Source organism: Faucicola sp. SE7633, assembly GCF_059264685.1.
In genome coordinates this window covers 12,355-37,035 of the sequence record NZ_JCADBW010000015.1, presented here as the reverse complement: position 1 = coordinate 37,035, position 24,681 = coordinate 12,355, and the positions used below count along the sequence as shown (strand labels likewise).

At 51.1% G+C, this 24,681-nt stretch carries 30 protein-coding genes; 6 read left to right on the top strand and 24 right to left on the bottom strand.

Translation table 11 applies throughout. The annotated features are described in order from the left end of the window. Positions 1–4 precede the first annotated feature (4 nt). The 19 genes from AC5L4R_RS06900 to AC5L4R_RS06810 all read right to left on the bottom strand — a co-directional run bounded on the left by AC5L4R_RS06900 (position 5) and on the right by AC5L4R_RS06810 (position 12,673). Entirely contained in the window at positions 5–2,071 is a 2,067-nt protein-coding gene (locus AC5L4R_RS06900) for a phage tail-collar fiber domain-containing protein (RefSeq protein WP_494473246.1), read from the bottom strand. Continuing rightward, the gene (locus tag AC5L4R_RS06895; protein WP_494473247.1) at positions 2,071–2,481 is read right to left on the bottom strand and encodes a hypothetical protein; all 411 of its coding nucleotides are present in this window, start codon (positions 2,479–2,481) and stop codon (positions 2,071–2,073) included. Before AC5L4R_RS06895 ends, AC5L4R_RS06900 begins: the two co-directional genes overlap by 1 nt. Before the next feature lie 14 nt (positions 2,482–2,495). Next, positions 2,496–3,077, bottom strand: coding sequence for a phage tail protein I (locus tag AC5L4R_RS06890; RefSeq protein WP_494473248.1), 582 nt, complete (start codon positions 3,075–3,077; stop codon positions 2,496–2,498). After that, positions 3,077–4,018, bottom strand: coding sequence for a baseplate assembly protein (locus AC5L4R_RS06885; RefSeq protein ID WP_494473249.1), 942 nt, complete (start codon positions 4,016–4,018; stop codon positions 3,077–3,079). The genes AC5L4R_RS06890 and AC5L4R_RS06885 overlap by 1 nt, the downstream gene beginning before the upstream one ends. After that, positions 4,015–4,395 (bottom strand): GPW/gp25 family protein, encoded by a 381-nt coding sequence (locus AC5L4R_RS06880; protein WP_494473250.1) that lies wholly within the window; start codon positions 4,393–4,395, stop codon positions 4,015–4,017. The genes AC5L4R_RS06885 and AC5L4R_RS06880 overlap by 4 nt, the downstream gene beginning before the upstream one ends. Then, entirely contained in the window at positions 4,395–4,910 is a 516-nt protein-coding gene (locus tag AC5L4R_RS06875) for a phage baseplate assembly protein V (RefSeq protein ID WP_494473251.1), read from the bottom strand. Before AC5L4R_RS06875 ends, AC5L4R_RS06880 begins: the two co-directional genes overlap by 1 nt. 108 nt (positions 4,911–5,018) lie before the next feature. Continuing rightward, the gene (locus AC5L4R_RS06870; RefSeq protein WP_494473252.1) at positions 5,019–5,831 is read right to left on the bottom strand and encodes a DNA adenine methylase; all 813 of its coding nucleotides are present in this window, start codon (positions 5,829–5,831) and stop codon (positions 5,019–5,021) included. Next, positions 5,782–6,018 carry a Com family DNA-binding transcriptional regulator gene (locus tag AC5L4R_RS06865; RefSeq protein ID WP_494473253.1) on the bottom strand — a complete coding sequence of 79 codons (237 nt, stop codon included), beginning with the start codon at positions 6,016–6,018 and terminating at the stop codon, positions 5,782–5,784. The genes AC5L4R_RS06870 and AC5L4R_RS06865 overlap by 50 nt, the downstream gene beginning before the upstream one ends. 2 nt (positions 6,019–6,020) lie before the next feature. Then, the gene (locus AC5L4R_RS06860; RefSeq protein ID WP_494473254.1) at positions 6,021–6,458 is read right to left on the bottom strand and encodes a phage virion morphogenesis protein; all 438 of its coding nucleotides are present in this window, start codon (positions 6,456–6,458) and stop codon (positions 6,021–6,023) included. After that, positions 6,455–6,856 carry a phage tail protein gene (locus AC5L4R_RS06855; RefSeq protein WP_494473255.1) on the bottom strand — a complete coding sequence of 134 codons (402 nt, stop codon included), beginning with the start codon at positions 6,854–6,856 and terminating at the stop codon, positions 6,455–6,457. Before AC5L4R_RS06855 ends, AC5L4R_RS06860 begins: the two co-directional genes overlap by 4 nt. Beyond that, on the bottom strand, positions 6,853–7,836 hold the full coding sequence (locus AC5L4R_RS06850; protein WP_494473256.1) for a hypothetical protein: 984 nt from the start codon (positions 7,834–7,836) through the stop codon (positions 6,853–6,855). Before AC5L4R_RS06850 ends, AC5L4R_RS06855 begins: the two co-directional genes overlap by 4 nt. Before the next feature lie 45 nt (positions 7,837–7,881). Beyond that, positions 7,882–8,487, bottom strand: coding sequence for an N-acetylmuramidase family protein (locus AC5L4R_RS06845; protein WP_494473257.1), 606 nt, complete (start codon positions 8,485–8,487; stop codon positions 7,882–7,884). Then, positions 8,487–8,810, bottom strand: a complete 324-nt coding sequence (locus AC5L4R_RS06840; RefSeq protein WP_494473258.1) for a hypothetical protein — start codon at positions 8,808–8,810, stop codon at positions 8,487–8,489. The genes AC5L4R_RS06845 and AC5L4R_RS06840 overlap by 1 nt, the downstream gene beginning before the upstream one ends. Next, entirely contained in the window at positions 8,807–9,259 is a 453-nt protein-coding gene (locus AC5L4R_RS06835) for a hypothetical protein (protein ID WP_494473259.1), read from the bottom strand. The genes AC5L4R_RS06840 and AC5L4R_RS06835 overlap by 4 nt, the downstream gene beginning before the upstream one ends. Positions 9,260–9,261: 2 nt before the next feature. Continuing rightward, the gene (locus tag AC5L4R_RS06830) at positions 9,262–9,480 is read right to left on the bottom strand and encodes a tail protein X (protein WP_494473260.1); all 219 of its coding nucleotides are present in this window, start codon (positions 9,478–9,480) and stop codon (positions 9,262–9,264) included. A gap of 9 nt (positions 9,481–9,489) precedes the next feature. Next, positions 9,490–10,041, bottom strand: coding sequence for a head completion/stabilization protein (locus AC5L4R_RS06825; protein WP_494473261.1), 552 nt, complete (start codon positions 10,039–10,041; stop codon positions 9,490–9,492). 96 nt (positions 10,042–10,137) lie between these two features. Continuing rightward, positions 10,138–10,812, bottom strand: a complete 675-nt coding sequence (gpM, locus tag AC5L4R_RS06820; protein ID WP_494473262.1) for a phage terminase small subunit — start codon at positions 10,810–10,812, stop codon at positions 10,138–10,140. After that, positions 10,812–11,810 (bottom strand): phage major capsid protein, P2 family, encoded by a 999-nt coding sequence (locus tag AC5L4R_RS06815; protein WP_494473263.1) that lies wholly within the window; start codon positions 11,808–11,810, stop codon positions 10,812–10,814. Before AC5L4R_RS06815 ends, gpM begins: the two co-directional genes overlap by 1 nt. Before the next feature lie 23 nt (positions 11,811–11,833). Then, positions 11,834–12,673, bottom strand: a complete 840-nt coding sequence (locus AC5L4R_RS06810; protein ID WP_494473264.1) for a GPO family capsid scaffolding protein — start codon at positions 12,671–12,673, stop codon at positions 11,834–11,836. Between the two features lie 147 nt (positions 12,674–12,820). Here AC5L4R_RS06810 and AC5L4R_RS06805 point away from each other — a divergent pair, with 147 nt between their 5' ends. The 3 genes from AC5L4R_RS06805 to AC5L4R_RS06795 all read left to right on the top strand — a co-directional run bounded on the left by AC5L4R_RS06805 (position 12,821) and on the right by AC5L4R_RS06795 (position 15,941). Beyond that, positions 12,821–14,599, top strand: coding sequence for a terminase large subunit domain-containing protein (locus tag AC5L4R_RS06805; protein ID WP_494473265.1), 1,779 nt, complete (start codon positions 12,821–12,823; stop codon positions 14,597–14,599). A 9-nt stretch (positions 14,600–14,608) separates the two neighbouring features. Then, positions 14,609–15,586 carry a phage portal protein gene (locus AC5L4R_RS06800; protein ID WP_494473266.1) on the top strand — a complete coding sequence of 326 codons (978 nt, stop codon included), beginning with the start codon at positions 14,609–14,611 and terminating at the stop codon, positions 15,584–15,586. A 112-nt stretch (positions 15,587–15,698) separates the two neighbouring features. Further along, positions 15,699–15,941, top strand: coding sequence for a hypothetical protein (locus AC5L4R_RS06795; protein WP_494473267.1), 243 nt, complete (start codon positions 15,699–15,701; stop codon positions 15,939–15,941). 141 nt (positions 15,942–16,082) lie between these two features. Here AC5L4R_RS06795 and AC5L4R_RS06790 read toward each other — a convergent pair whose 3' ends face one another. Beyond that, positions 16,083–16,316, bottom strand: a complete 234-nt coding sequence (locus tag AC5L4R_RS06790; protein WP_494473268.1) for a hypothetical protein — start codon at positions 16,314–16,316, stop codon at positions 16,083–16,085. Positions 16,317–17,359: 1,043 nt separating this feature from the next. Between AC5L4R_RS06790 and AC5L4R_RS06785 the strand changes: the two genes are divergently transcribed. The 3 genes from AC5L4R_RS06785 to AC5L4R_RS06775 all read left to right on the top strand — a co-directional run bounded on the left by AC5L4R_RS06785 (position 17,360) and on the right by AC5L4R_RS06775 (position 20,743). Continuing rightward, complete coding sequence (locus tag AC5L4R_RS06785) at positions 17,360–18,736, top strand: MATE family efflux transporter (protein ID WP_494473269.1); 1,377 nt, start codon at positions 17,360–17,362, stop codon at positions 18,734–18,736. A 91-nt stretch (positions 18,737–18,827) separates the two neighbouring features. Next, entirely contained in the window at positions 18,828–20,021 is a 1,194-nt protein-coding gene (pncB, locus tag AC5L4R_RS06780; RefSeq protein WP_494473284.1) for a nicotinate phosphoribosyltransferase, read from the top strand. After that, positions 20,018–20,743: a 16S rRNA (uracil(1498)-N(3))-methyltransferase gene (locus tag AC5L4R_RS06775; protein WP_494473270.1), complete on the top strand. Its 726-nt coding sequence runs from the start codon at positions 20,018–20,020 to the stop codon at positions 20,741–20,743. Before pncB ends, AC5L4R_RS06775 begins: the two co-directional genes overlap by 4 nt. Before the next feature lie 20 nt (positions 20,744–20,763). On the opposite strand, the gene AC5L4R_RS06770 is transcribed toward AC5L4R_RS06775, so the two are convergent. The 4 genes from AC5L4R_RS06770 to AC5L4R_RS06755 all read right to left on the bottom strand — a co-directional run bounded on the left by AC5L4R_RS06770 (position 20,764) and on the right by AC5L4R_RS06755 (position 24,618). After that, a complete protein-coding gene (locus AC5L4R_RS06770; protein ID WP_494473271.1) occupies positions 20,764–22,140 on the bottom strand; it encodes a 3-deoxy-D-manno-octulosonic acid transferase in 1,377 nt (458 codons plus the stop codon). Between the two features lie 194 nt (positions 22,141–22,334). After that, positions 22,335–22,868 (bottom strand): inorganic diphosphatase, encoded by a 534-nt coding sequence (locus AC5L4R_RS06765; RefSeq protein WP_494473272.1) that lies wholly within the window; start codon positions 22,866–22,868, stop codon positions 22,335–22,337. Between the two features lie 188 nt (positions 22,869–23,056). Beyond that, positions 23,057–23,701: an endonuclease III gene (nth, locus tag AC5L4R_RS06760; protein WP_494473285.1), complete on the bottom strand. Its 645-nt coding sequence runs from the start codon at positions 23,699–23,701 to the stop codon at positions 23,057–23,059. A gap of 104 nt (positions 23,702–23,805) precedes the next feature. Further along, positions 23,806–24,618, bottom strand: coding sequence for an RnfABCDGE type electron transport complex subunit B (locus AC5L4R_RS06755; RefSeq protein WP_494473273.1), 813 nt, complete (start codon positions 24,616–24,618; stop codon positions 23,806–23,808). Positions 24,619–24,681: the final 63 nt, after the last annotated feature.

Sequence of the window (24,681 nt, the reverse complement as noted above, 5' to 3'; positions counted from 1 at the left end):
CCTTTTAGCGGTAGGTGATGGTGATTGGGTTTGTAGTAGGTCGATTGAGAACTCTAACCCAAAGAAGTTTGCCAGTGCCGTTGCCCAATCTCCGAAAATAGCCAATATAAATTTTGGCTTGACGGGTTGATGCGTCATAGCGAACGTAAACCTTGGGGTCACTTGAGGTAACGGTAGTTGTGCCTTCAGGCATAGTAACGATATATTGGATAACACTACGTATAGATCGCCCATTGGGATTATCTTCGGTCTCCCAATATTCACCCGTAACCTCGTCAAAGGGGTTGCCTTCGTATGGATTGCCGTTTTGATAGGTGGGGACGTTGGGGTTCTGCTGAATAATAGGCAAATTGTCGGGATTGGTTAGAACCTTAAAACATACCGACGGGTACTCAGCGTACGCTTTATAGCCATCAACAGTAACGATTGGTGGCAACTCACTGATATTGTCCACAGGAATTTTGCTGCCAGATACTACATAATAACCAACTCCATCACTAACTTCGTTTTCAGCACCCGTATAACCTAATTCATTTTTTGTCCCATCTTGATAGCTAAACTGCATTTGCCCCACTCGTGGTGTAGGCTCACTTGGCACAACAGGTCTATCACGCGTGATATTCAGCGTTGCCGTGTTGGTCTGGTCAAACTTTACGCTATACGTAAACCTCTCGGGCAACCGCGCGTATAGCCCATAGATATTCTGCTGGTCGCCCACGTCAGTTATATCAAGCCGCGCGATTTTAAACCTACCTGCGGTTAAGTTTTTGGCATTTAAGCTGTCTTGCGTTTCATACCATGTCAGATACGGCTGTAGTTCTCTACTTCCATCATTGATGATAAGGTTTGATAGCACAACGTTGCCATTGATGGTATCGGGGACGGTAAGCCATAAGTCAGCGGCTTGGTCGGCATAGATGTCAATAGCCGTGCTTTGCGTGCCTGCGTCATTTATCCACGTCAGTTCAAGCGGTACGGTGTTAATCGCTGGCTCGGGCTCAGGTTCGGGTTCGGGCTCTGGGATAGGCTCGGGTTCGGGCTCGGGGATAGGCTCTGGCTCTGGGATAGGCTCGGGTTCGGGCTCAACCACTTCAACTGTCGCACTGGCGGTCACGTGCGGATAGTCAACAAACGTCAAGCTGACGATTGATACACCATAGCCGTCTAGCCTGTAAACATGCTGCGCGCTGTTGCCGTCAAAATGCACGTTAATACGCTGGGGCGCGCCACCATTGACGACTTGCGACAGCGCAACATTATCTGGGCCGCCCTCTCGTGTCATGTTAAACGTGATTGTGCCGTTGTTGTGGTCAGCTGTGGCGCGGATGCTATAGCGTGGGTCTCCCCAATCATCACTCATGCGCTGCCAAAATGCCACCACATGATAATCCGTGCCGCCTGCTTTGTTGATTGCGCCAAACTCGTTGCCCATTGTCTTAAATGCGCCATCATGCGCGCCAATGGTGCTAAAACCTGCCAACACCTTACCTTGGGCGAAGCGTTGCCATTTGCCATAGCGCAAATCCGCTGCCACGTCGTCGCCATTTTCATAGTGTTTGGTAGTGGTCAAAATACCGCCCACGGGGATGCCTTTGACGACATCGGTTTTGCGTAAAAAATTGTCCTCTACCCACGCTTGGCTGGCTGTGATGACATGGGTATCAACGACAAGCTGGGCATGGGGATTGTCCAGCTGGACAATCGCCTTGATACGATAATCGACGGCTGCTGGGTTGTCGGCCGTGGGTTTTTGCACCATGGGAAGGCTGCCAACCCAGATTAACGCACCGCTATCGTCAATCAAGCCCAGCTCATGAATGGCAAATCCGCCAACTTCAAGCGGCACAATGCAGGTGATAGCGTATTGACGCTCATTGACGCGCACGACAGATTCGACGCGGCCTTGATAGCGTTTTGAGACCAGCACCTGCTTGTCCAGCCGCTGGCTAAAATCAACATCAACGCCCTGCCCGACGGCAAATTCGGTGATGTTCACCGATCCGCCTGTGTTGGCGGCTGCGGCGATTTTGGACGCGCCAAGGTTGGTCAGCAACAAGCGATAATCAGGCATTAGGCTAACTCGCGGTCTGATAGCACATAACGCTCATCAATCAGGCGCAGCTCTAGGTAGCGTTTTTCGCCTGCTTTGATGGGGAGTGGGTAGCTTGCGTTGAAGTATTCTTCGGGGGCTTGCTTGGCGGTAGCAATATCAGTAATAACACGCTTGGCAACGTGAATTTCAATGTTTAATTCAGCTCCGTTGGTGTTATCAAGCGTAAAAATTAGGCTGTCTTGGTGTGTACGTAGCAAGCCATCATTGACAACTAGCACGGCATTGCCGCTGTGGTTTGCGCCATCGATGCGGATAAAATTGGGCAGGGTGATTTGCCCGTCCTCAACAAACTCGATGCGATAAAATGGCTTAGCATCGGCAAGCGGCAGGTTTAGGGTTACGCCTTGCGGCTGGCATAGGTTTGGCATACAAATTCCTTAGGCTATTTAAGCTGGGTGCTGGTGGTGATTTCTACGCCCACGACGGTGGCAGCGTATGCGCATAAACTGGCGATGGGGCTGTAACCGATGAAAACGTCATAATGCGCGGATAACCGCTTAACCGCGTCAATGACGGCTCGGATTTGTAAAATACTGTCGGCTATCACGCCTGTTGTTGGGCGCACCTCGATGCTAAATGTGCCTGCGCGGCCGCGTGGCGTTTTTTCGAACCACTCGCTGACGCTGGTGTCATAGCTCATCGCTGCCAGCGCGCGTTTGACCGCGCCCAGCGTACCTTTGCGCTCATGCACCCACAAGCTGTTTTTGATGACGGCGCGCTTGACTTCATCTGTCCAGTTGTCGTTCCATTCATCGACGCTCCACGCAAACGCCAAGAACGGTAGCAGGCTGTCTGGCGCGTTGTCGACGTCCCAAATATTGGCAAATGGCACGGGAATCGGCTCAAGCTTGGCGGTGACGGTGGCTAGTGCGTGCTCCAGCAGCTTGCTGTTGGCTGGCAATAGGCTTTGGTGGCGTGCATCAAGGCTGGGCGTTGTCGGATCGGCATGGATGACGGCTACCATTAAGTTCCCTCCGCGCGTGCGGTAATGTTGGCATCGACACAACGCGCCACCTCGCCCATATTGACGATAACATCGGCGGCAGGCGCGATAAGCTCAATGCGGCTAACGCCTGTGACATCTAGCGCACCAATAATGCGGCTGGTGGCGACGCGGTTATTGGGTTTAAAATTGTCGCTGAGATACGCACGCAGGGCGTTTAGACCATTTTGCAAAATCATATTTGGGCTGATGCCGTTTTTGACATACACCACCGCTTCGATGCGATAGTCGTGGGCGGTGGCGGCGTGGACGCGGACAAGGTCAGTCAAAGGGCGGACATCATCGGCAACAAGCACTTGGTAGACGGCATTAACAGCAGTGTCAGACACGCCAACGGGCTGGTCGGCTTGGGCTAGTACGTCGCCTTGGATTTGCCCTGCCAAATAAACATCAACCTCGGTTGGGGCTGGGCTGTGGACAGTGACGTTGTGCACCTCGGGGCTGGCTGACAGGGCGTGAAACTCATAGCTACCTGCTGAGCCTGCACGGGTCAAGGCTTCGATGGACAGGCTTAGGCGGTAGCGGTAGTCGTCGTCGGTTTCGTATACCGCGGCTTTGGGCGGTATTGCGGTGGGGTCAGCAGCTTGTAGCAGCTTGCGTTCTAGACGGTAATAGGTTACGCCGATGTGGTCGAGGTCGCCGCCTGTGGCAAATGCCAACATTAAAGCCCGTGCTTTGCGGTTGATTTCGCTGATTTTGAGGACGTAGCGGTATGCTAGCACCTCTAAAATTTTGTTGATGGGTTCACTCTCCAGCGTCAATGCCTGCTGGATGGGGTGGTCATCGGCAAAATACGCGGCAAATTCGGCACGCAGACGGCTAACTTCGGTTTCAAATTCGATGGGTTCGACGACGTTGGGCAGCGGCAGCCCTGTCAAATTAACCGCGTGGTAAACGCTCATGCTGCACCTCGCGCGAGGATAAGCGACGTGGGCAAGCGCGTGTTATCCGCGCGGCGCAAATCAAGCAAGACGTTCCAACCGTGGTTGCCTGTGCGGTTCGTGCCGTCGGGGTTGGTTGAGAGTTGGACTTGGCGCACTTTGACGCGAGGTTCCCATCTTACCAATGCGGTGGCAATGGCAGACATGATTTTAAGCTTGGTCGCGGTGTTGGCAGGTTGGTCAATCAAAAACGGCAACAGGCTGCCGTATTCACGACGCAAGATGCGGCTGCCAATGGGCGTCATCAGAATATCGTAAATCGACTGACGCAGATGGTCGTCTGGTTGCAACAACGCGCCTGTGGTGCGGCTCATGCCCATGGCAAACTGGATATCCATCAGCGCGGCGCTCCTGTGCTATCCGAGCCACCTTTGACACCGCCATGGCGGTGGTTTTGTAGGCTAATGCTGCCAGCGACGATGTCGCCATAGGCGTGGATTTTGCCACCAACTTGCAAGTCGCCTGTAATGAGGACGGTGCTGTCTAAAGTGGTGTTATTGATGGTCAAATGCAGTTTGCTGCCGCGTGTGTCGATTTTGAGCATGTCGCGGTCGTTGTAACGCACAAATATTTCGTCGGGGTTGGTGCTGGGGCTGGGCATTTGGTTGCTATACAGACTGACAACTGGGACAGCATTGGCAAGCTCGCCCGACGGGCTGACGAGTAAAAACTGCTCTCCCACAGACGGGCAACGCCACACGCTAACCTGCCCTGCGGCAAGCGCAGGGATGGGTAGCCAGTCGGTTTCATTGTCACCGACGGCTAGGCGCATGGTTTGGTCGCTGGGATTGACAGCGAACACCGTGCCGATGGTGGCGATGTTGTGGAGTTTGCGTTGGTAGTCTGCGTTCATAGTGATACCCAATGGTTAGGCAAATTGTGACAATAACGCGCGCGGCATTAAATAGATGTGATACCGCAAACGCGCGTTTGCGGTATTTTGATTTTTGGCAAGTGTGGGTTAGCCGTGGTTGGTGATGATGAGCTCCTTGCCGTTGTTGCTGTTGCTGATTTGGTTTTTGCCCAAACACCAGCGGATCTGACGGTCAGTGATGTGAAAGTCGGCGAACAGTGCGCGCGTTTCGGGTAGGTCGTTGATGGATAGAATAAATTTGCCTTTGAGGTTTAGTAGCAGATCGCGCAGACGCACGAAGTCATCACGGCTAAAAACGTCTTTGCCGTAGTAATCCTCGGTCGCAAAATACGGTGGGTCAAGATAAAACAGTACGTCGGCGCGGTCATAACGGGGGATAAGCTCGTGGTAGCTTAAATTTTCGATATTGACGTGTTGTAGGCGGTCGTGGACGGCAGCAAGACGGGTGCGGACTTGCTTGGCGATATCTAGGCGTGTGCGGTTGTTGCTGACGGGGATGTAGTGCTGGTCAGCGACTTTGTTGCCAAACGCAAGCTTTAGGGTGTAGTAAAAACGCACGGCACGTTGTAGGTCGGTGAGCGTGGCAGGGTCTTGGGCTTTGAGCCAGTTGAACCAATCACGGCTAATCGGGGTGGCTTGTAGCTCGATAACCAGTGCGTCAAAGTGGAATTTGACGACGCGGTAAAAATTGACCAATTCACCGTTGATGTCGTTGAGGGTTTCATACTGGCTGGGCGTTTTTTTGAATAACACCCATGCTGCGCCTGCAAACACCTCCACATAGTGGGCGTGTTCGGGCATTTGCTCGATGATGGTTTTGGCAAGTTTGTGTTTGCCGCCGATCCAGCCGCTAAAGCTGTTGCCGCTGGGATTGTAAACTGGGCGTAAAAGTTGCGTCATGGCATCCTCGTGGGTAGTGGCGTTCGGGACGCTCAAGACAAGGACGCTCGATGGCGTTCGGTGTGATTGACGCGGTTAGCGTCAGTTGGTTTAGGGTTTTGCAACGTGGACATTTAACGGCGACCACAGCCTCACCAGCGATGCGAAACAGCAGTTTCGCACACGCATTGCAACGATAATCTTGCATTGTCAGCCTTGTGCTAAAAAATTGCGAATCTCGCTTATTATAAGCTGTTCGTCGGCTGGACTAAAGCCCACGGTTTCGCGCACGGGGTAATTGACGGCACGGGTGTTGGGCGATGGCTGGGCGGTCAGCCCGTATTGGTGGACGGACATGACACGCGCAGTGCGCCCGCTAAAGCCTACCTCGGCATGGGTGGACGAGTAGGCAGTTTTAATCATGCGCGGCAATCGCTGGAACATCGCGCCGCGGCGGATGGCGCGGTGATGGTCGCGCTTACGGGGGACAAAGTGACCGCCGTCGGGGTTTTGCTGAGCGCGGATGCGTTGGGTCATGCTGCGCTTAAGTTTGGTGGCGATGCGCTGCATGAGTTTGCGCTTTTGTGCGTCGTCGAGGTTCAGCTCGATGCGGTGTAGCCATTCGACGAGTTCGGCGTAGTCATTCATGTTATGGGCGCAATGATGGTGTTGGCAATGTACGCCCCTACCTCGTCTGACCAAACCAGCTCAGGGCAAACGCTGGTTGTGCCGTCGTCTAGTATGTTGAGCTTGTCAGACAAAAGCAGGTCAATTTGTAAGTCGTAGCTCTCAAGGTCTATCACGTCGCAATCAAACATCAGTTGTGGGACGCTCATGGCATGGTGTTCGAACCATTTGCGGATAAAACCAAGTACGTCAAACGGCTGCTGTAACCGACAATCTAGCAGGTAAAATCGCGCGGTATAGGCGATGGTTTGGCTGGTGTCGGGCAGCTCGCCGTTTAGGATTTGCAGCTGAACCTTGCTTGGGGTCAGCTCGTCAAATCGGTCGATGAGGTCGTTGCGCAGGTTGAAAAGGTATTTCATTGTTCATAAACGACGTTCGGGGTAAAATCAAAAACAGCGGGGTCAGTAATTGGTTCAATCGCGACATTGCCTATAGTATCACCATGCGGAATAGCACGGAAAACGGCAGCATCGTTACCAAAGTTACCGCTAAAAATCATTTGTTGATGGTTGTCTAGGTTGCTAATCTTAACGCGATTTGTCTCAAGTTGGACTGCAATAGGGTCGATGGCTTTATAAACCATCGGCAACGTTATATTTCTTCGAGCATGACTATCCCATATCATTATAAAGTTAGGATCAAATGTAATTTGAAGGTTGCGTTTATCAGCAGCAACGATAGGGTCGCCATTCATTTTATAGTCAGCAGGAACTAATTCAAGTGTAAGAGTCTGTCGGTCATAGAGGCAGTAAAACCTAAAAGTCCGAACATCAGATTTAAGTTTAACAGTATAACCACCTGAATGTAGACCGTTGCCATCCCAAGTGTGTAGGTATTTTTCCTCTGTACAATTTACCAACTCATCCCAAATAACACCGCTGTTATCAGAGCTAGAAGTGTTATTGTCTGAGCTAGAGTCGTCCTCGTTAGAGTTACCCATATTAGAGCCATCCAACTCAGCGATAAAATGCCCATCAATCTGCGACAATACCAACACCATCACTGCCCCTGCCCTCACCTGCTGGCGAACCACGCGCGGTAAATGGCTCTCCAACGGCTCAGCGGCATAAGCCAGTTTTGCCGCTTCGCGCGTGCCGATATACAACGCCAAGTCAAACGCTCCACCATCGCGATTGTCAATATCTAAAAACACGCGGTCATCTGCCGTGCGTAACAATGCGTCATTTAGCACCAGCTGCACAAGACCGTTGTTGTCCTTGCCGTTGATTTTGATGTGGTTGGGCATAGCAACTTGACCATTGATGACGGTTTCAAGCGGATAAAAACCGACGGTGGGGGTGACATCAATTGCTAACGTGCGTCCAATAGGCTGTAACATGATTCGACCTCGATGGGTGGTTGTGGAAAATTGCACGAGTAAAAACTAGTGCGCGGCAAAACGACGGTATGCGTCGGCTAGTTTTTTGTCATACTGATTAGTTTTGTAGCCTGCACCATTATAACGGTAGGCAAAGGTTGCCCAATCGTGGCGTTGCAGCTCATCAACCAGTTTATTTGTCTTGATAAAACGGCACATCGCGTCCAGTTGGCTCGCCTCGTCACGATACATCGCATTGACAAATGCCTGTAGCGAAGGATAGCCCAAGTTGCGCCAGTGGTAACCCATAATTTGTCCCAAGCCCCAACTGCATGACTCCAACGCTGACTCACGGTGATATTGGGACGCGGCATTGAGGCGGTCAGGCTGTATCGCGCTGCTACCGTATTTGCGGCTGCCCCATTTGGGATAGCACAGGTCTGGGCGGTTTTGCATAACTGTGTCACGAGTTTTAGTCAGCCCTTTTTGAGTCAAAAGACGGTAAAAAATATGTGGCTCAAACAAAATCACAGGCTTGCCATCGCTGTAAAAACCGCTGCCGCTGGTCTCAACGCTAATCACTGCCTGAAGCGCGGCACACTCAACGCCGATTGACGCAGCACAGGCTTTGATTTGCTCGGTGGTGAGTTTTTTATTTGCTGGTGTTACCATTAGCAGTCCTTAAAAATTTTTTGTAGCCGCAAGTTAAATAAATTGCGTTTGTAAGCGCGGCGTTGTTTTTGCAGTAAATGCCACATCAGCAGCATGCACGTGCTGAGTGCGACAAATCCAAGACGGATAAACAACAGATGCGGTGGCATGTCAGTCCATAGCTGCCATGTCTCGTATGTCATATAGACGTTACAAACCAACGCAAACAGCAGGCAACTACGCAAGCTCCACCAAGACAAACTGTCATGCCCTCGGGTTTTGAGCAAAAACCACACAAGGCTTACGGCAGATAGCAATAGTAAGGTAAAGGTAAATTTAATCATTTATCCACCCCCAGCACTTTGGCAACCCATTCGGGCAAAAGCTCTTTGATGCGATTAGAATTTAGTACGGCGATGGCAAGGCGTAAGATAAAATAACCACCGACTGCCCATAAAAAACTGACCAACACGACCAAATCCTCAGAACTGTTGAGCCGCCCCATCAGCTCAAGCGATCCACGGGTAAAAAACAACCCTGCGCCAAACCCCAGCAGCACGTGCCCAACGCTGGTGGCGGATGGGGGGAATTTTCTGTCCTCGCCAAATGCCAAATAACTGCCCAGCGCACCGATAACCGTGGCAATCAGCATGGACAGTGTGACGGGCGCAAGCTGGGGGTGCAAAACGGGAGCGGCAAACGCCACGCTACTGCATAACCACAGCGACGCGGTGATGCTCCAGCCCAGCAAATAGCCCACAGTATCTAAAATAACGGTTGGTTTGATGGTCATGGTCAGTCCCAAATCTTGATTTGCGGTTGCACGCTGCCGATGGCGGCGGAAAACGGGAGAACAACGATGGCACGCATGGGTAGCAGAGCGTGGGGTGCGTGATCGGGATTAAGTTCAACCAATTCAGGTAAATACCGCCCCGACTCACTACCGAAAAATCGATAAGCGATGCGATCTAGCGTGTCAAATTGCTGCGCCTGTGTGGTGCGCAAAATACTCATGCTCTGCCCTCACAACAGGCGTACGCGGTTGCGCGTGCGTCCCGTTAAGTCCGCCAAACAATGGCTAACAATGCGGCGCAAGCGGTCTGATTTGGTGCGCTCATTGTTTGCACGTGTATAGCCTTGTCCAATGGTGTCAAAGTCAGCATGTTCATCGCACATCAATGCCGCTGCCTCGTTCATGACGGCACGTAAGTAAGTGCGACGCCATGACGAGTTTTCGTAGAATAAAAAGCCAGCGTCGCTCGTAGCTGTGCAGGCGACGGCTGGAAGAGAGCTTTGAGGCGTACGCGCTTGCAAACGGTGGTGATGGCTAACCTGCGCTGGGGCGTGCTCCCAAACGCAAGTAGGTGTGACGGCAGCGACGTGAACAAACAGCCCTGCTGAAGCTAGCTCGCCATTGATGGTGTCGTAGGCGTCACGGATATAGCCGACGATGCGCGCAGTGCCTAGTGATTTGTCGATGCGCATCAGATCGATTAGATCGGCGGTGCTCATCGACGGGTACTGTTCGATGGGGTTTGGCACGATGTGACTGTCGATTTGCTGATTGATGAGCATACATTATCCAAAAATGGCGGTAGTCGTCATTGGGTTGCGACGGGGGACAAGTCACCCCAGCAAGCCACTGACGAGCCGCCAACCCGCGGGTGGGGTTTATTCGCTTGCCTTGAGTTTGGCAAGATCAGTTTTGCAACCTGCGCCATCGTCCAGCATGATGGCACGTTCGTAGGCTTTGATAGCGTCTTGGGGTTTATCATCGCGCAAGGCATTGCCGTAGGCGCGGTAAAGCTTGGCGCGCACGGGGTCTGGCATATCGTGCGCGTTGGTGATATCAACGGCACGCGCGAGGGTGTCTGTGTACGTAGCCGCGCTATCAGATCGTTTGATGATTTCACTGGCAAATTGCTCGGCATACACGGTCGCCACGTCACGGCTAAACGGCTCTGGCATAGCCATGTTATTGAGCAGGGCAAATTCGGCGATATCTGTGGCGGTGCTAAAGTCATGCGTATCAAGTGCCCACACCATAAGCTTCAACAACATGTCGTTTTGTGCGCCTACTCCTGCTGCCAGCGTGCCCTCAATCCACGGCTTATAAAACGGCAAAAACTCGGCTTTAAGCTCATTTTTTTTGCTGTGCGACTGAATTGCCGATAGCCGTTCCCAGTCATTGAAAAATTTAAGCTCAATGGGGCTACCTATGTCGGGTTCGGCATCGATGACTGGGGCGGTCTGACGGGTCATAGTTGTACCCATGGGTCGGGCATTGGCTTGGCGAGCCAGTTTTTCGGCTCGCACACGCTCGAAATGGTCGCGTAAACTGCTCATTAGCCCTCCACGTCTATGTGACCGATGAACGCGACTTTGTCGTAGTCTTCAACGACGAAGCATTCATTCACAGACTGATAGTCAGCGGTGCGGTTCCACTCGGGTTCGTCGCGGAAGAAGCGTCGCAGCGTGCCGCGCTGTTGATAAATCGACAAGTTGTCGTAGCTGGTAATCAGCAATGCGCCTGTTGGGAAATACGCAGGGGTATCGACTTTGCGTGTACCCAACTGGGTTTTTTGATACAAACCGTTGGCGGCAATTTGTTCAGTGGGGCTAAGCACTTGATTGATAAGACTTAGGTATTTATCAGACACCAATCCAGCGGAGGTGATGGCAACCAAGTCGGTGTTTTGGCGGAAACGCTCGGCGATAAGCTCATTGACTGCCATCTCGACTAGTGCGTCGATAGTTTTAAATTCATGCCCAGCACCGACTTTGATGCTCTCGAGGTAGCGTTCGGGCGCGTGGTCACGGATTTTTTGTAACCAGCCAACGTTTACGTCTTGTAGCTCGGGATATAGCTCTTTGTTGGTGGTTTTAGCGCGGTGCGTACCATTAAATCCGATGATTTGCTTATCCTGCGCCACAGCTTTGACGGCGAGGCGCGCTAAGCGTTGCTGAAAATCAGAGAACGCGCCCCAGTTGTCAATGACTGACCAGTCATACGCGACATCGTAGTCAGTTTGGGTGCATAAATAGTCGTCGTCGGTCAGTGTGCCGATGGCGGTAGGGCGACGCGGCTGAATACGAGTGTCGGTATTGCTGGCAATACGTTTGTCGTTGCCGAGCGCAAGCTTTGAGCCTGAAGCTTGTTTGACCATGACCATGTTTACTTTGCTCAAAAAGTCGGCTTCTTTTTGGTAGGCTTCGATCAAGGTTTGCTGTTTGGCTGGGGTTACGCTGAAAGGGGCGGCAAAGCTTTCAGCACCGTTGATGGTGGCAACGCGATTTTTGTAGGCGTCTAAGCCTTGGCGAGTAATATCGTCTAAAACGTACATGACATGTCCTTTTAAAAACCAAATCAGTAATCGGTTAGCGCGTGACCTGAGCCCACGAGTGGCACTGATGTAGTGGGAGCTGGTGCATTGGCAAATTCTTGGCGTAAGTCGGTGACGGTTTGGCTAAGCGTTTGCACGGCGGCGGCAATTTCGGTCAGCTGTGCCTGATGGTTGCTGATTTTATCGTCCATTTTGCTAAATGCGCTGAGCACTGCATCCTGCTCAGCTGCGCTTAGGCCGCTAGGTTTTTTGTTAAACAAGTTGGCAAGCTTTTGCAAAAACGTGTCAGAGTCCTGCACGGACTGAGGTTCGTGCGCTGCAGGTTGAGTGGTCGGCGTGGCTGGTGCATTAGCGGCATTGTCGATAGTCATCAAAACAAGCTCCGTGGGTTCGGCGATGAGTGCATCTTTGGTGCTGGTGAATTTAAGCGGCTCTGTGCCGCGACTGGCTGGGGTGTCAGTAACGGCAAGCCCGACAAGATAAGCGCGACCCGTGTCAGCAAACTTTGGGTAAAACTCAATGCTGGTAAACAGTTTTTTGCCTTCGCGGTTGGCATCGACGAGCACGGGCAGCGCAGATAGCGTGGCGTACAAGCACATAAGCTGCGTGTCCACGCCGTTAATTTCAAACGTCTCAATCTGAGCATCGACAGCAATAACATCACCGAGCACAGGATAGTTTGTCGCCCCAAGCCCTGCCCAACCCCCCATGTGCTCAACGTTGATACGCGCGGTATATTCAACGGGGTCATACGTGTCTGCCATATCAAGCAGTTGTTCACGCGACAATGAGCGTCCATCCACCGTCTGCCCCTCACGGGCGACGCGGAAGCGTTTGACAACACGTTTACCTGCTAAATCCATAATTAATTCTCGTTTTGTGTGATTGCGGCTCTATTGGTTTTAGTTTGCGGTGCACGTCAAGTTGTAGCAAATAATCGTTTACCGCAAACACGCGTTTGCGGTATCAAAAACAATGGCAATGCCCGTGCGCGCCTTTAATCTAAAGTAATGGACACTTTAACTGACAAACGTGAGCAAGCCCGACTGCTGTATGCACAGGGGCTGGGAGTGACCCAGATTGCTCGCCAACTTGACGAAAACCGCGCCACTGTCGCAAGCTGGAAGAAACGCGACGGTTGGGTGCGTGCCGATATTTTTAGCGACGTAACATTGGCAATGAAAGCGCGTCTGCTTGCGCTTATTGCCATGGACAAAAAAGGCAATGGTGAGTACAAAGAAATTGATGAGCTGATGCGCCAGCTTGAGCGCATGGCAAAAATCCAAAAATACAACGACAGCGGCAACGGGGCGGACTTAAACCCAAATCTAAAAAAACGCTACAAAGAAGACCGCAAAACCGCTGCAAAAAATTTATTTATTGACGACGAAATAGTGTCACTAGAAGAGGCATTCACACGCCTGCTGTATCCGTTTCAGCAAGCGTGGGTAGATGTTTTAAACGGGCAAAAAGAAAATGGCAAGCAAAAACACGCCCCTGCTCGGATTTTTATGATGTTAAAAAGTCGGCAGATTGGTGCAACATATGTTGTCGCAATTTGGGCGTTAATAAATGCGCTACGCACCAAGAAAAACAAAATCTTTTTGTCCGCATCCAAGGCACAGGCGTATCAATTTATAGAATATATCAAAAACTTTGTTTTTGAAGTGTTGGGCCGCGAAATCAAAGGCGATCCGCTGGAGCTGTCGTTTGAAGACAATACAAAAGTGACGTTTTACTACATGGGAACAAACGCACTGACGGCGCAAGGGCGGCATGGCGACGTCATCATGGACGAGTTTTTTTGGATTCGCAAGTTTAAAGAGTTTCGCAGTGTAGCATCGGGCATGGCATCGCAATCGCAATATCAGCAAATTTATCTATCAACGCCCAGCTCAATTTTGCACCAAGCTTACGCGTATTGGTCAGGTACAGACGCGGTTGGATCAAAAGAAATTGATGTCAGTCACGCTGTTTTAAAACAACCGACACTATGTGCAGACGGAAAATGGCGGCAGATGGTGACGGTTAAAGACGCAATTAAGGGTGGGTTTGACAAACTCGACCTCGATCAGCTCGCTAGAGAGTATACACCTGACCGCTTTGATAATTTATTCATGTGTGTATTCCTGGACGATAGCAGTAGTTATTTTCCATTATCTGTCATTGAGCCAAACATGATTGACAGTTGGCAGGTGTGGAAAGATTTTAAGCCGCTGGGCAGCCGTCCATTTGCGCGACCTGTATGGGTCGGCTATGATCCATCGTTCTCAGGCGATTACCCTGCCTTGGCGGTTATCGCACCGCCCGACAACGCCAATCAGCCCTACCGATTGCTTGAGCGTAAACACCTTGATCACATGCCCCCCATGCAGCAGGCGCAGTATATTCAGCAAATTTGCCAGCGGTATCAAGTAGCGTTCTTGGCCATTGACGTGACAGGTGCAGGGATTGCGGTGGCGGAGCACGTCAAGGCATTTTACCCAAATTACACGGCAATTAACTATAGCATCGATGTCAAAACAAGGATGGCGTTACGCGCTAAAGAGCTATTCCAGCGGCGTAAGCTGCATTTTGACGCAGGGCTAACGGACGTTGCCAAGGCGTTTATCGCTATTAAACAACAAGTGACGAGCGGCGGCGGACGCATGACGCTGGTGGCAGCACGCTCTAAAGAGACGGGGCATAGCGACGTAGCATGGTCAATTATGAACGCGCTGGAAGCCGCTCCAGTAGCATCAACCGAATCACCTGCCGCGACCCAGTCACGTGTCGCGGTGCATCGCTAAGGATAAACGATGGACAATTTTTTGATGACTAGCTTTGGCGAACCTGAGCCTGTGCTCGATGGACGCAAGCTGTTTGAGTATGATTTTTGCCCACGCATGAAGGACTACTACGAGTATCCTTACGACATTGCCGCTGTAGCAAGCCTGTACCGCGCGACCAGCCACCACACCAGTGCGCTGGTGACCAAGCGCAATGTTTTGACCAGCCTATTCGTTCCCAATGACCGCTTAAGCCGCCGCGACTTTGAGTCCCTCGTACAAAACTGGCTGGTGTTTAACAACGGCTATCTGCAATTACAACGCAGCCAAGGTGGCAACGTCATCAAAGCGCGCGCGCGGTTGGCACGCACCACGCGACGGGGGGTGGATGATGGCGTGTATTATCACGTCGATTATACTGCTACGCCCCTGCCGTACCAACAAGACGAGGTGGTACACGTGTATAATCCAGACATTCAGCAAGAAATGTACGGCATCCCAGATTATCTAAGCAGCGTCAATGCGATTTTGCTCAACGAAGCGGCGACGCTATTTCGTCGCAAATACTACAAAAACGGGGCGCACGCAGGCTATATTTTGTATTTAAGCGATCCTCTCAGCACGCAAAACGACGTAGACGAGCTCGAGCAAGCGGTGCGCGAAAGCAAAGGCGCAGGGAATTTCAAAAACTTGTTTATGTACGTGCCAAACGGCAAACCTGACGGGGTCAAGGTAATTCCACTTGCTGAGGTGGCTGCAAAAGACGAGTTTCACAACATCAAAATCGCAAGCCGCGACGACCAGCTAGCAGGTCATCGTGTACCGCCGCAGCTGATGGGCATCGTACCCAATAACACGGCAGGATTTGGCGATATCAAAAAAGCTGCTGAGGTGTTTTACTGGCATGAGATTCACCCGATCCAAACGCTACTTCTTGACATCAACGAGGCAGCAGGGGATGAACTGATAAAATTTGGCGAATATTCTCTGACTGCGATTAGCAATTAAAAAGTTAAAACGTGTCGCAGCCGACACGTTTTTGACTGGCTGCCGCTTGGCAGTAGAGTTATAGTAGCTCCGACAGCGGCTGAAAACGCTGTAAAATCAAGGAGCTAACACGATGAAAACCTACAAATCAACGACCCGTCAAGAAGTGCTGTACATCAACAAAAACAGCGTCCAGCTTGCAACCGACCAAGGCATACCGCTGGCGATCACAAACTTACAAATCGCGCCCGACAGCCCACATTACATTTTTGTACAAGGCAAAGACTACGCTTACCAAGCGCGCTATCTAACGCGCTTAATTATCAACGCAGGCATCGAAGCACTAAACCAAGCCACCAAATCAGATTTTGCATAACCGCATAAACAAATAGAGCAAAGCCCCAACCGTACGTTGGGGCTTTGCTCTAGGCTCTATACAAATAATCAAAGCTAATCGTTGGTTGAACAAAAAAAACATCGTCAAAATTGACGATGTTTTTTTGTTTTAAACTTTTGGTTATAAGCATTCGCAAACCAAGGTCTCTAGCTCATCATAGTCCATCGCTGTGTAAGTGATGGTCAGTGTCTCATCCTCGCCTTCGTACACACTGAGATAGACAATATCGGGGCGCACCTTCATCACAATATAAAACTGGGGCTTAGTAATAGTCACAGTGCTGTCGCTGTGTTCGACGTGTAAAGTATCGGCGTGGCGGTAGACAATAGCAGCGGTATGCGCAAGTGTAAACATAATCATTTCCTCGTGTTGGCCCGTTTCAGTCGGGTGTCGTTATCGACGAGAACAGTATCGCTCTACACGCAAGCAGTAGCAAGCCAATGCGCGAATAAAATAATGTCCAGCGCGACATCAAGACGCAAGCCACAATAAAAACAAACGCGTAAAATCGGCTGGATCGTGTGTAGACGTCGGCCGCTCCCTCCCGCGCGGACGCGGTATACATAAAAACGTGATTTTTATGCATCAAAAATTGAGCCAACGGTCGCAACAATAAAGATTTGGGTAAAAATGCGGTGATGCAAAACGTTGCGGCTTGAGGCAATAAAAACTTACGCAAAATTGGATGATAAATTGAGGTCGCTCTCACGATTAGCAGCAAAAAAGGTTACAAGGTAACAAAATCGGATAATTTCACTTAAACTTTTGTTTATATTGAATTTATTTTGCAACCTTTGGGCGGTCACAAAAAGTTGCAAAAAAGGTTACATAAAAATAAACCTATAAAAATCAAATATTTAATTTGTTGGGCAAGTAACCTTTTTAAAAGGTTGCATGTAACCTCAAAATCACCTTTTTGCAACCTTTTTATTTTAAGTTTTTTATTATTAATATCAATTACTTAAATAAATTTTTCTGACTCTGTAACCTTTGTAACCTTTTTATTTTGCGGTTTGAAAATTTTACAAATCCCTAAAACACCATTAATATGCGCCTAGTTTCCAAACCGTTCCAGCTACTCTATACAAATAATTTGCATGGGCTAGCCGTGGGCTGGCTCAATGAAATCATAAATATATCAAGTAATTGATTAAAATAAGATTTTTCAGCGGAAACAGTTTTGATTTATATGGGTTTTTGAGTTCGAATCTCTCAGCTTCCGCCATATTTTAGACGGCCAAAACCCTTATGTAGCAAGGGTTTTGGCCGTTTTTTGTTGTGCGGTATTTGTGCCCGTGGGCTGGCGGATTTGATGGATTTGGGTGCTATACTTTGCCAATAAAACCCGTATACTAACGCCCAATTTTTAGGCGCGTCTACAGGTGGTTGGTCTTTGTATGAAAAAACCCTCTACGCTACCCAATTTTGATTCCGTGGCAACGCTGTGGAAGCCGTTTTTGGTATTTTTGTTGCCGCTTTTGGCGACCAATATTTTGCAGTCGCTGTCGGGTACGATTAATACCATTTTTGTTGGGCAGTTGCTGGGCGTGCAAGCGGTGGCCGCGGTGACGGTGTTTGCGCCATTGTTGTTTTTTTTGTTGGCGTTTATCATTGGTATTGCGTCGGGGTCATCGATTTTACTGGGGCAAGCGTGGGGCGCGCAGGATTTGGATTTGGTCAAGCGCATCACGGGCAATAGCTTTGCTATTATTGGGCTGCTAGGCATTGTGATTGCGCTGCTTGGCACGACGTTTAGCCAGACGATTATCGCGCAGATGGGCGTGCCTGCTGAGATACAGGGCATGGCGGCGCGTTATGCGCATTTGATGTTGGCAGGTTCGCCGCTGTTGTTTTTGTTTATTGCCTATACGTCGCTGCTGCGCGGTGTGGGTGATTCGGTCACGCCGCTGCTGGCGGTGGGGATTTCGATCGGTATTGGGCTTGTGGTCACGCCTGCGCTGATTCAAGGCTGGCTGGGGCTGCCTAAAATTGACATCGACGCGCCTGCGGTTGCTACGCTGCTGTCACAGTTTTTGGTGTTGGTGTTTTTGGCGGTGTACACGCGGCGCAAAAATCATCCGCTGCAGCTAGATGGCAGGTTGCTATCGTATGTCCGCGTGCAGCCTGATATTGCGCGTCAGGTGATTCGGCTGGGTTTGCCGACGGCGTTTCAGATGGTGACGGGGGCGGTGTCGGGCTTGGTGATTATTGGTTTGATCAACCGCTTTGGCACGCACGCAACGGCGGCGTATGGCGCGGTCAATCAGGTGCTAAGCTATGTGCAGTTTCCTGCGGTGTCGATTGCGATTGCCGCGTCGATTTTTGCGGCACAAGCCATTGGCGCAGGCAAGGCAGATGCGCTCAACGGTGTGACGCGCACGGCGTTGATGGTCAATGTTGCGATTACAGGTGCGCTGATTGTGCTGGCGTATGTGTTTTCGCGGTATTTGATGGCGCTGTTTATCACCGATGACAGTGTGATTGCGCTGGCTCAGCACTTGCTACATATCGTGCTGTGGAGCATTATTTTGTTTAGCACGGGGCTGATTTTTAGTGGGATGATGCGTGCCACGGGGATGGTGTGGCAGCCGATGTTTATTAGCATTGCCAGTATTGTGCTGGTTGAGCTGCCAAGCGCGTTTTTGCTCAGTCGGCGGTTTGGGCTTGAGGGGATTTGGTGGGCGTATGTGGCAAATTTTGTCACCATGAGTGTGCTACAAGGGCTATACTATCAGTTTGTGTGGAAAAAACAGGCGGTTACCAAATTGGTTTAGGCTAAATTTTGGCTTGTTTGCATTGATTATTGAGTGATTCATCGCCAAACCATAAATGGATTGATACCAAATTGACACCATAGGACACCATATCATGCCGATTATTCAATCGCTGCTTGACACGGATTTGTATAAATTTACCATGCTGCAGGTGCTGTTGCACAGATATCCGCAAACCCATAGCGTCTATTTATTCCGTTGCCGCAATCTTGCTGAGGCGGCGTATCCGCTGGCAGATTTGCTGGATGACGTGAATGCGGAGCTGGACGCGCTGTGTACGTTGCGCTTTACGGCTGATGAGTTGCAGTATTTGCGCGGTTTGCGTTTTATCAAAAGCGATTTTGTCGATTATTTGGAGTTGTTTGAGCTCAAACGGCGGTTTATTGTTGCCTCGATTGATGACGCAGGCAGGCTCGATATTCGTATTGAAGGCCCGATGATTCAAGCGATGATGTTTGAGATTTATGTCTTAGCCATTGTCAATGAGCTGTATTTTCGCAGGCTTGACCAAGCGGCGGCGTTGGCAGAAGGTGAGCGGCGACTGGCGCATAAAATCACCTTGCTCAAAGACTACCGCACGCGAATGCAGGCCAATGAAACGCCGTTTTTGCTGTCGGATTTTGGCACGCGGCGGCGTTACAGTGTTGCATGGCAACGTCATGTCATTGAGCGGCTTAAAGAAGTGCCTGAGATTTTTCGCGGTACGAGCAATGTATATTTTGCCAAAGAGTTGGGGCTAACGCCAATTGGTACGATGGCGCATGAGTTTTTGCAGGCATTTCAAGCGCTTGATGTGCGCTTGCGCAATTTTCAAAAGGCGGCGCTGGAAGCATGGGTGCAAGAATACCGCGGTGACTTGGGCATTGCTTTGACGGATGTGGTCGGCATGGATGCGTTTTTACGCGATTTTGATTTGTATTTTGCCAAGCTGTTTGATGGCTTGCGCCATGATAGCGGCGATCCATATGTGTGGGGTGATAAGGCGTATCAGCATTATAAACGGCTTAAAATCAACCCAAAGACCAAAATGCTTAACTTTAGCGACGGCTTGACGCTTGAGTCGGCGTGGGAGTTGTACGAATATTTTAACGACCGTTTTCAGTTGGGTTTTGGTATCGGCACGCATCTGACCAATGACATGGGGCAAACACCGCTTAACATCGTGCTAAAACTGGTCGAATGCAACGGGCAATCGGTGGCAAAGATATCCGATAGCCCCGGTAAAACCATGACCGACAACGACACGTTTTTGGCATATTTGCGGCAAGTGTTTGATATTCAATGAATTTGTTGCTATTGCCTGCTGATTGCGCCGATGCGCTGACGCTGACTAACCGCGCGGTGGTAGAGCATTTAAACCGCGTACTACGCGCAAGCGTTGGGCAAACCATTAAGGTCGGTAAGCTTGGCGGCCCTATCGGGCAAGCGCGTGTTGCTGCGCTCAGCGATGACGCGGTGACGCTTGCCGACATCGACTGCTCAACCGCGCCACCGCGCAAGCTTGATTTGACGGTCATACTGGCATTGCCGCGCCCTAAAGTATTGCGCCGCTTGGTGCTGGATATGACGGCGATGGGCGTGCAGACGTTGTATTTGGTCAATAGCTATCGCAGTGAAAAAAGCTACTGGCAATCACCGCTTGTGCACCAAATTGATGACTATGTGCGCGAAGGTCTGCAACAAGCGTGCGACACTGTGCCGATGGCGGTGCACCTGCGCACGCGCCTTAAGCCATTTGTTGAAGACGAATTGCCCACGCTGCTGACTGGCAAGCAAGGCTTGATTGCCCACCCATACGCTGGCGCAACGCTGGCCGACCAGCTGCTAACGGCCACACCGACGATTTTGGCCATCGGGGCGGAAGGCGGCTGGATTGATTATGAAGTGGCGTTATTTGCCGCCCAAGGTTTTACGCCTATCAGCCTTGGCACGCGCATTTTACGCACCGAAAACGCGGTCAGCGTGCTGTGTGGGCAGTTTTTGGTACATACCAGCCACTTTGGTTAAATCATTTATGATTAAACCCCCTAGGGCGTAAAATCATCGATGATGGTTTTATCGTTGGCCGCCATGGGTGGTGCGTTGTCAATCAAGCGCACTTGGGTTGCCACGCGTCGCTCATGATGGCTGTCTAAAGCGTCCAAAATCATCGCCAGCTGCTGGTAAGTCGCGTCTTGGTGCTGTTTTGCCAGTGACTGCCCTTGCCTGCCTGCCAGCACGGCTGCATCGGGATGGGCTAACCAGTCGGCTAGTACCGCGCTCAGCGCAGGCGCGTCGGGTGCTTGCTGCAATGCACCCACGGCACGCAATTTATCAACAATCGCTTGACACGTCTGCGTGTATAGCCCCATGACAATGGGTTTGGCAACCACGGCCGCCTCGATGGGATTGTGTCCGCCGATATCCACCCACGACCCACCCACCAGCGCGATATCCGCCAGCGCGTACCACACGCCAAGCTCGCCCATGCTATCTGCCAAATACACGCTATCTTGTGCATTGGGCGCGGCATGTTGGCTACGACGCGGCACGGCATTGCCTGTTTGCTCGGCTAAAAATTGTGCCACCTCGTCAAAACGCTCAGGATGGCGCGGCACGATAATCAGTAAAATCTGCTGTGCGTTGGGCAAGGCTTGCACCGCCTGCCAAATCAACGCCTCTTCGCCTGCATGGGTACTGGCAGCAACGATGACTTGCCGCGCCGTAAGCTGCCAATCCTCCTGCAAGCGCATGGCACGGCGTATCATCAACGGATTGGTTTTGCTTGACCATTTGAGTGAACTTGCGACACGGATTTTGTCACTGCGCGCACCCAACTGGCGAAAGCGTTTGGCAGAGTCCTTGTCCTGCGCGATAATCAGCGTCAAATTGTCCATCATGCTTTGGCTTGTGCGTTTGGCGCGCTGATAGCCGCGAAACGACTTATCCGATAGCCGCGCATTGACCAAAATACTGGCAATCTGCTGTTTGTTAAGCTTTGCCAGCGTTATCGCCCACAGCTCGGTTTCGACAAACAAAGCCGCAATGGGCTTGACATGCGCCAAAAAACGCTCAATGACCGCTGCGTTATCGACAGGGACAAAACTTTGGTACACCGTACCTGCCGCCTGCTCATCGGCAAACAACTGCCCAACGCGCGCATGACCTGTCTGGGTGGTGTTGGTAATCCACAGTGCATAACCTGCCGCCAACAGACCTTGCAAAATCGGCGCTACCGTGTTGGTTTCACCCAATGACACCGCATGACACCAAATCAGCGGGCGCGCGGTACGTACCTCGGCATAGCCCTTGCCAAACCGCTCGCCAATCTCACGGGTGGGCGCGCGCTTGACGCGCAGCTTGGCGCGATATAAGGGCGCAAGCACGCTTACGGCAACACGATACAACCTTGGCACAGCGGTCATGGGCTTAAACCTTTTACAATCATTATTGACCCGACAAACAGCGACGCATAAACCTGCCGATGTTTGCCAAACCGCGCCATTGTAAAAAATCGGTCTTTAAATAGCAACCGTTTTGCCCAGACAGGTTGAGCCCTTAGGCAAAAAACCCCATCGCCGTTGGGCAATGGGGTCTGATGGTAACGCATCGCCTAAGCTTAGGCCTGCTGTGTCCAGCGTTCTTGTGATTCTTTAATCACTTGTTTGGCTTCTTCGATATCGCCCCAATGCTCAACCTTGGTCGTACCTGCTTTTTTGAGGTCTTTGTAGTGGTTGAAGTGGAACTCAATTTGCTTAATCAACTGCGCAGGCAAGTCCGCCAATGTGCTGATGGCATTGCCGTTGTTGCGGTCATCGGCAGGTACGACGACGATTTTATCATCGACTTCACCATCATCAACAAACTTCATCACGCCGATGATTTTGCCTTCCATGACCACACCTGTGGGCAGGGGATCTTGGGTGATGATAAGCGCGTCAAGCTCGTCGCCGTCTTCATCCAAGGTTTGTGGGATAAAGCCATAATTGGTTGGTTTGGCAAACAATTTTGGCTCAACGCGGTCAAGTTGCAACACGCCCAATTTGCGATTCCATTCGATTTTGTTGCATGAACCTGCAGGAATTTCAACAACCACGTTGATCACGCCGCTATCGACATCACCTGCGTCTAGGATTTGGTTAAAGTCTGCCATGTTGCGTCCTTTTTTTGGTTAAAAATTGTTTCAATCGGTCTAAAAATTCACCCACATGTGGCGAAAACTGCCATAGCCTACCGCAAAATTGTGCATTTGCCAACTGCTATCTTGCGTGCGCGTTATTCGTGTTTGGCATTTAGCCGCTTATGCCAAGCCTTGCGGCAAAATTTCGGCACAACGTCTGGTCATACCTCAACAAACGCGGCTTTTTGTGGAAATTGGCATTCCTCAAACACGGGGCATTTGCCGCATTGCGGCGCGCGCGCTTTGCAGGTGTAGCGCCCGTGCAAAATCAAATAATGGTGCGCGTCCATCATGTAGTCATCGGGAATGCGCGCCACCAGCCCATCTTCAACAACACGCACGGTCTTGCCCGTCGCCAGTCCCGTGCGATTGCCAACGCGAAAAATATGCGTGTCCACCGCCATCGTCGGCTGTCCAAACGCGGTATTGAGCACCACGTTGGCGGTTTTGCGCCCCACACCTGCCAGACTTTCTAAATCGGTGCGATTGTCAGGCACTTGTCCGCCAAATTTATCGCATAAATCTTGACAGGTCTTAATGATGTTACGTGCTTTGGCGTTATATAGCCCGATGGTTTTGATGTAGTCTTTGAGCTTATCTTCACCCAATGCCAATATGGCTTGCGGTGTGTTGGCAACAGCGTACAGCTTGCGCGTGGCCTGATTGACGCTAACATCGGTGGCTTGCGCGGATAGTATCACGGCAATTAACAATTCAAAATCGCTGCGGTATTCAAGCTCGGTCTGTGGCTTGCCGATGGTGGCGGCAAGTTTGGCAAAAAACGGTGGCACGCAGGCATCGGGCATACGCGGTGATGGCGGTGTTTGCGCGGTTTTGTGGGTGATACGCGCAGGCTTGGTGGTTTGTGGGTTGGGCATCGGGATGGTATGGTGTTTGATAATGGACAAATTTAGTCGGTCGGCGGCTGTAAGGCTGCCAGTTCTGCCAGCAAGCGTTCAAGCTCGGCTTGCTTGGCTGGGTTTGCGCGTACGGCAAGTTGTTTTTGAAGTTTTTTGATTTGGGTGCGCAGTTTTGCCGCCTCAATGGTGGTTTTGGCTTGATTTGCGTTGATGTCAATTTTGGTGTCGTTGAGTTTGGCTTGTACCATACTGACAACGGGCTGGGCGTTTTGCTGGTCATTGACTTGACGCTCAACACGGCGTAGATGGGCGTGATAACGCGCGCGCAAATCCGCTTGTTGGGCAGGACGCTTAGCCGCAGGCGTGGGCGCGACGGGGTACAAATCAATACAGTCCACAGGGCACGGTGGCAAACACAGCTCACAGCCTGTGCACCAATCGGCAAAAATCGTGTGCATGTGTTTGCCACTGCCGATGATGGCATCAACGGGGCACGCGGTGATACATTTGGTGCAGCCAATGCAATCAGCCTCGCGAATGACGGCACGCACCTCAGCGGGGCGGTGACTGACGGGGTCGGTTGGCCATTTTGATGGTACGGCAGGTAGGCTTGGCTGGTTGAGCAGCGCGGCAATGGCATCGGCAACGGGCTGCCCACCTGGTACGCATTGGTTGTAAGCCTCGCCTTTCGTCACAATGGCAGTGGCATACGGCAAACAGCCATCGGCATGACCGCATAAGCCGCATTGGGTTTGTGGCAACACGGCATCAATCGCGGCGATTTGGGCTTGCGTGGTGGGCGGTTGCGCGGTTAAGTGCAAACGGGCAAACAACGCAGGCAGGCGGTCAAACAAACTGGGCATAACGCAAAGACGGTAATCAACGGTTGAACGATGGGTCAAACCGTGAATTATAATCAACCATCA

Excerpts from the sequence above, each read along its gene's own strand:
- AC5L4R_RS06845 (WP_494473257.1), bottom strand. The coding sequence starts at position 8,487 with ATGGTAACACCAGCAAATAAAAAACTCACCACCGAGCAAATCAAAGCC.
- AC5L4R_RS06810 (WP_494473264.1), bottom strand. The coding sequence starts at position 12,673 with ATGGATTTAGCAGGTAAACGTGTTGTCAAACGCTTCCGCGTCGCCCGT.
- AC5L4R_RS06770 (WP_494473271.1), bottom strand. The coding sequence starts at position 22,140 with ATGACCGCTGTGCCAAGGTTGTATCGTGTTGCCGTAAGCGTGCTTGCG.
- AC5L4R_RS06850 (WP_494473256.1), bottom strand. The coding sequence starts at position 7,836 with ATGTTACAGCCTATTGGACGCACGTTAGCAATTGATGTCACCCCCACC.
- AC5L4R_RS06860 (WP_494473254.1), bottom strand. The coding sequence starts at position 6,458 with ATGAATGACTACGCCGAACTCGTCGAATGGCTACACCGCATCGAGCTG.
- AC5L4R_RS06835 (WP_494473259.1), bottom strand. The coding sequence starts at position 9,259 with ATGACCATCAAACCAACCGTTATTTTAGATACTGTGGGCTATTTGCTG.
- AC5L4R_RS06885 (WP_494473249.1), bottom strand. The coding sequence starts at position 4,018 with ATGAGCGTTTACCACGCGGTTAATTTGACAGGGCTGCCGCTGCCCAAC.
- AC5L4R_RS06890 (WP_494473248.1), bottom strand. The coding sequence starts at position 3,077 with ATGGTAGCCGTCATCCATGCCGATCCGACAACGCCCAGCCTTGATGCA.
- AC5L4R_RS06825 (WP_494473261.1), bottom strand. The coding sequence starts at position 10,041 with ATGCTCATCAATCAGCAAATCGACAGTCACATCGTGCCAAACCCCATC.
- AC5L4R_RS06875 (WP_494473251.1), bottom strand. The coding sequence starts at position 4,910 with ATGAACGCAGACTACCAACGCAAACTCCACAACATCGCCACCATCGGC.
- AC5L4R_RS06855 (WP_494473255.1), bottom strand. The coding sequence starts at position 6,856 with ATGAAATACCTTTTCAACCTGCGCAACGACCTCATCGACCGATTTGAC.
- AC5L4R_RS06800 (WP_494473266.1), top strand. The coding sequence starts at position 14,609 with ATGGACAATTTTTTGATGACTAGCTTTGGCGAACCTGAGCCTGTGCTC.
- AC5L4R_RS06900 (WP_494473246.1), bottom strand. The coding sequence starts at position 2,071 with ATGCCTGATTATCGCTTGTTGCTGACCAACCTTGGCGCGTCCAAAATC.
- AC5L4R_RS06805 (WP_494473265.1), top strand. The coding sequence starts at position 12,821 with ATGGACACTTTAACTGACAAACGTGAGCAAGCCCGACTGCTGTATGCA.
- AC5L4R_RS06895 (WP_494473247.1), bottom strand. The coding sequence starts at position 2,481 with ATGCCAAACCTATGCCAGCCGCAAGGCGTAACCCTAAACCTGCCGCTT.
- AC5L4R_RS06830 (WP_494473260.1), bottom strand. The coding sequence starts at position 9,480 with ATGAGTATTTTGCGCACCACACAGGCGCAGCAATTTGACACGCTAGAT.
- AC5L4R_RS06775 (WP_494473270.1), top strand. The coding sequence starts at position 20,018 with ATGAATTTGTTGCTATTGCCTGCTGATTGCGCCGATGCGCTGACGCTG.
- AC5L4R_RS06785 (WP_494473269.1), top strand. The coding sequence starts at position 17,360 with ATGAAAAAACCCTCTACGCTACCCAATTTTGATTCCGTGGCAACGCTG.
- AC5L4R_RS06790 (WP_494473268.1), bottom strand. The coding sequence starts at position 16,316 with ATGTTTACACTTGCGCATACCGCTGCTATTGTCTACCGCCACGCCGAT.
- AC5L4R_RS06755 (WP_494473273.1), bottom strand. The coding sequence starts at position 24,618 with ATGCCCAGTTTGTTTGACCGCCTGCCTGCGTTGTTTGCCCGTTTGCAC.
- AC5L4R_RS06815 (WP_494473263.1), bottom strand. The coding sequence starts at position 11,810 with ATGTACGTTTTAGACGATATTACTCGCCAAGGCTTAGACGCCTACAAA.
- AC5L4R_RS06840 (WP_494473258.1), bottom strand. The coding sequence starts at position 8,810 with ATGATTAAATTTACCTTTACCTTACTATTGCTATCTGCCGTAAGCCTT.
- AC5L4R_RS06865 (WP_494473253.1), bottom strand. The coding sequence starts at position 6,018 with ATGCAAGATTATCGTTGCAATGCGTGTGCGAAACTGCTGTTTCGCATC.
- nth (WP_494473285.1), bottom strand. The coding sequence starts at position 23,701 with ATGCCCGATGCCTGCGTGCCACCGTTTTTTGCCAAACTTGCCGCCACC.
- gpM (WP_494473262.1), bottom strand. The coding sequence starts at position 10,812 with ATGAGCAGTTTACGCGACCATTTCGAGCGTGTGCGAGCCGAAAAACTG.
- AC5L4R_RS06765 (WP_494473272.1), bottom strand. The coding sequence starts at position 22,868 with ATGGCAGACTTTAACCAAATCCTAGACGCAGGTGATGTCGATAGCGGC.
- AC5L4R_RS06870 (WP_494473252.1), bottom strand. The coding sequence starts at position 5,831 with ATGACGCAACTTTTACGCCCAGTTTACAATCCCAGCGGCAACAGCTTT.
- AC5L4R_RS06795 (WP_494473267.1), top strand. The coding sequence starts at position 15,699 with ATGAAAACCTACAAATCAACGACCCGTCAAGAAGTGCTGTACATCAAC.
- AC5L4R_RS06880 (WP_494473250.1), bottom strand. The coding sequence starts at position 4,395 with ATGGATATCCAGTTTGCCATGGGCATGAGCCGCACCACAGGCGCGTTG.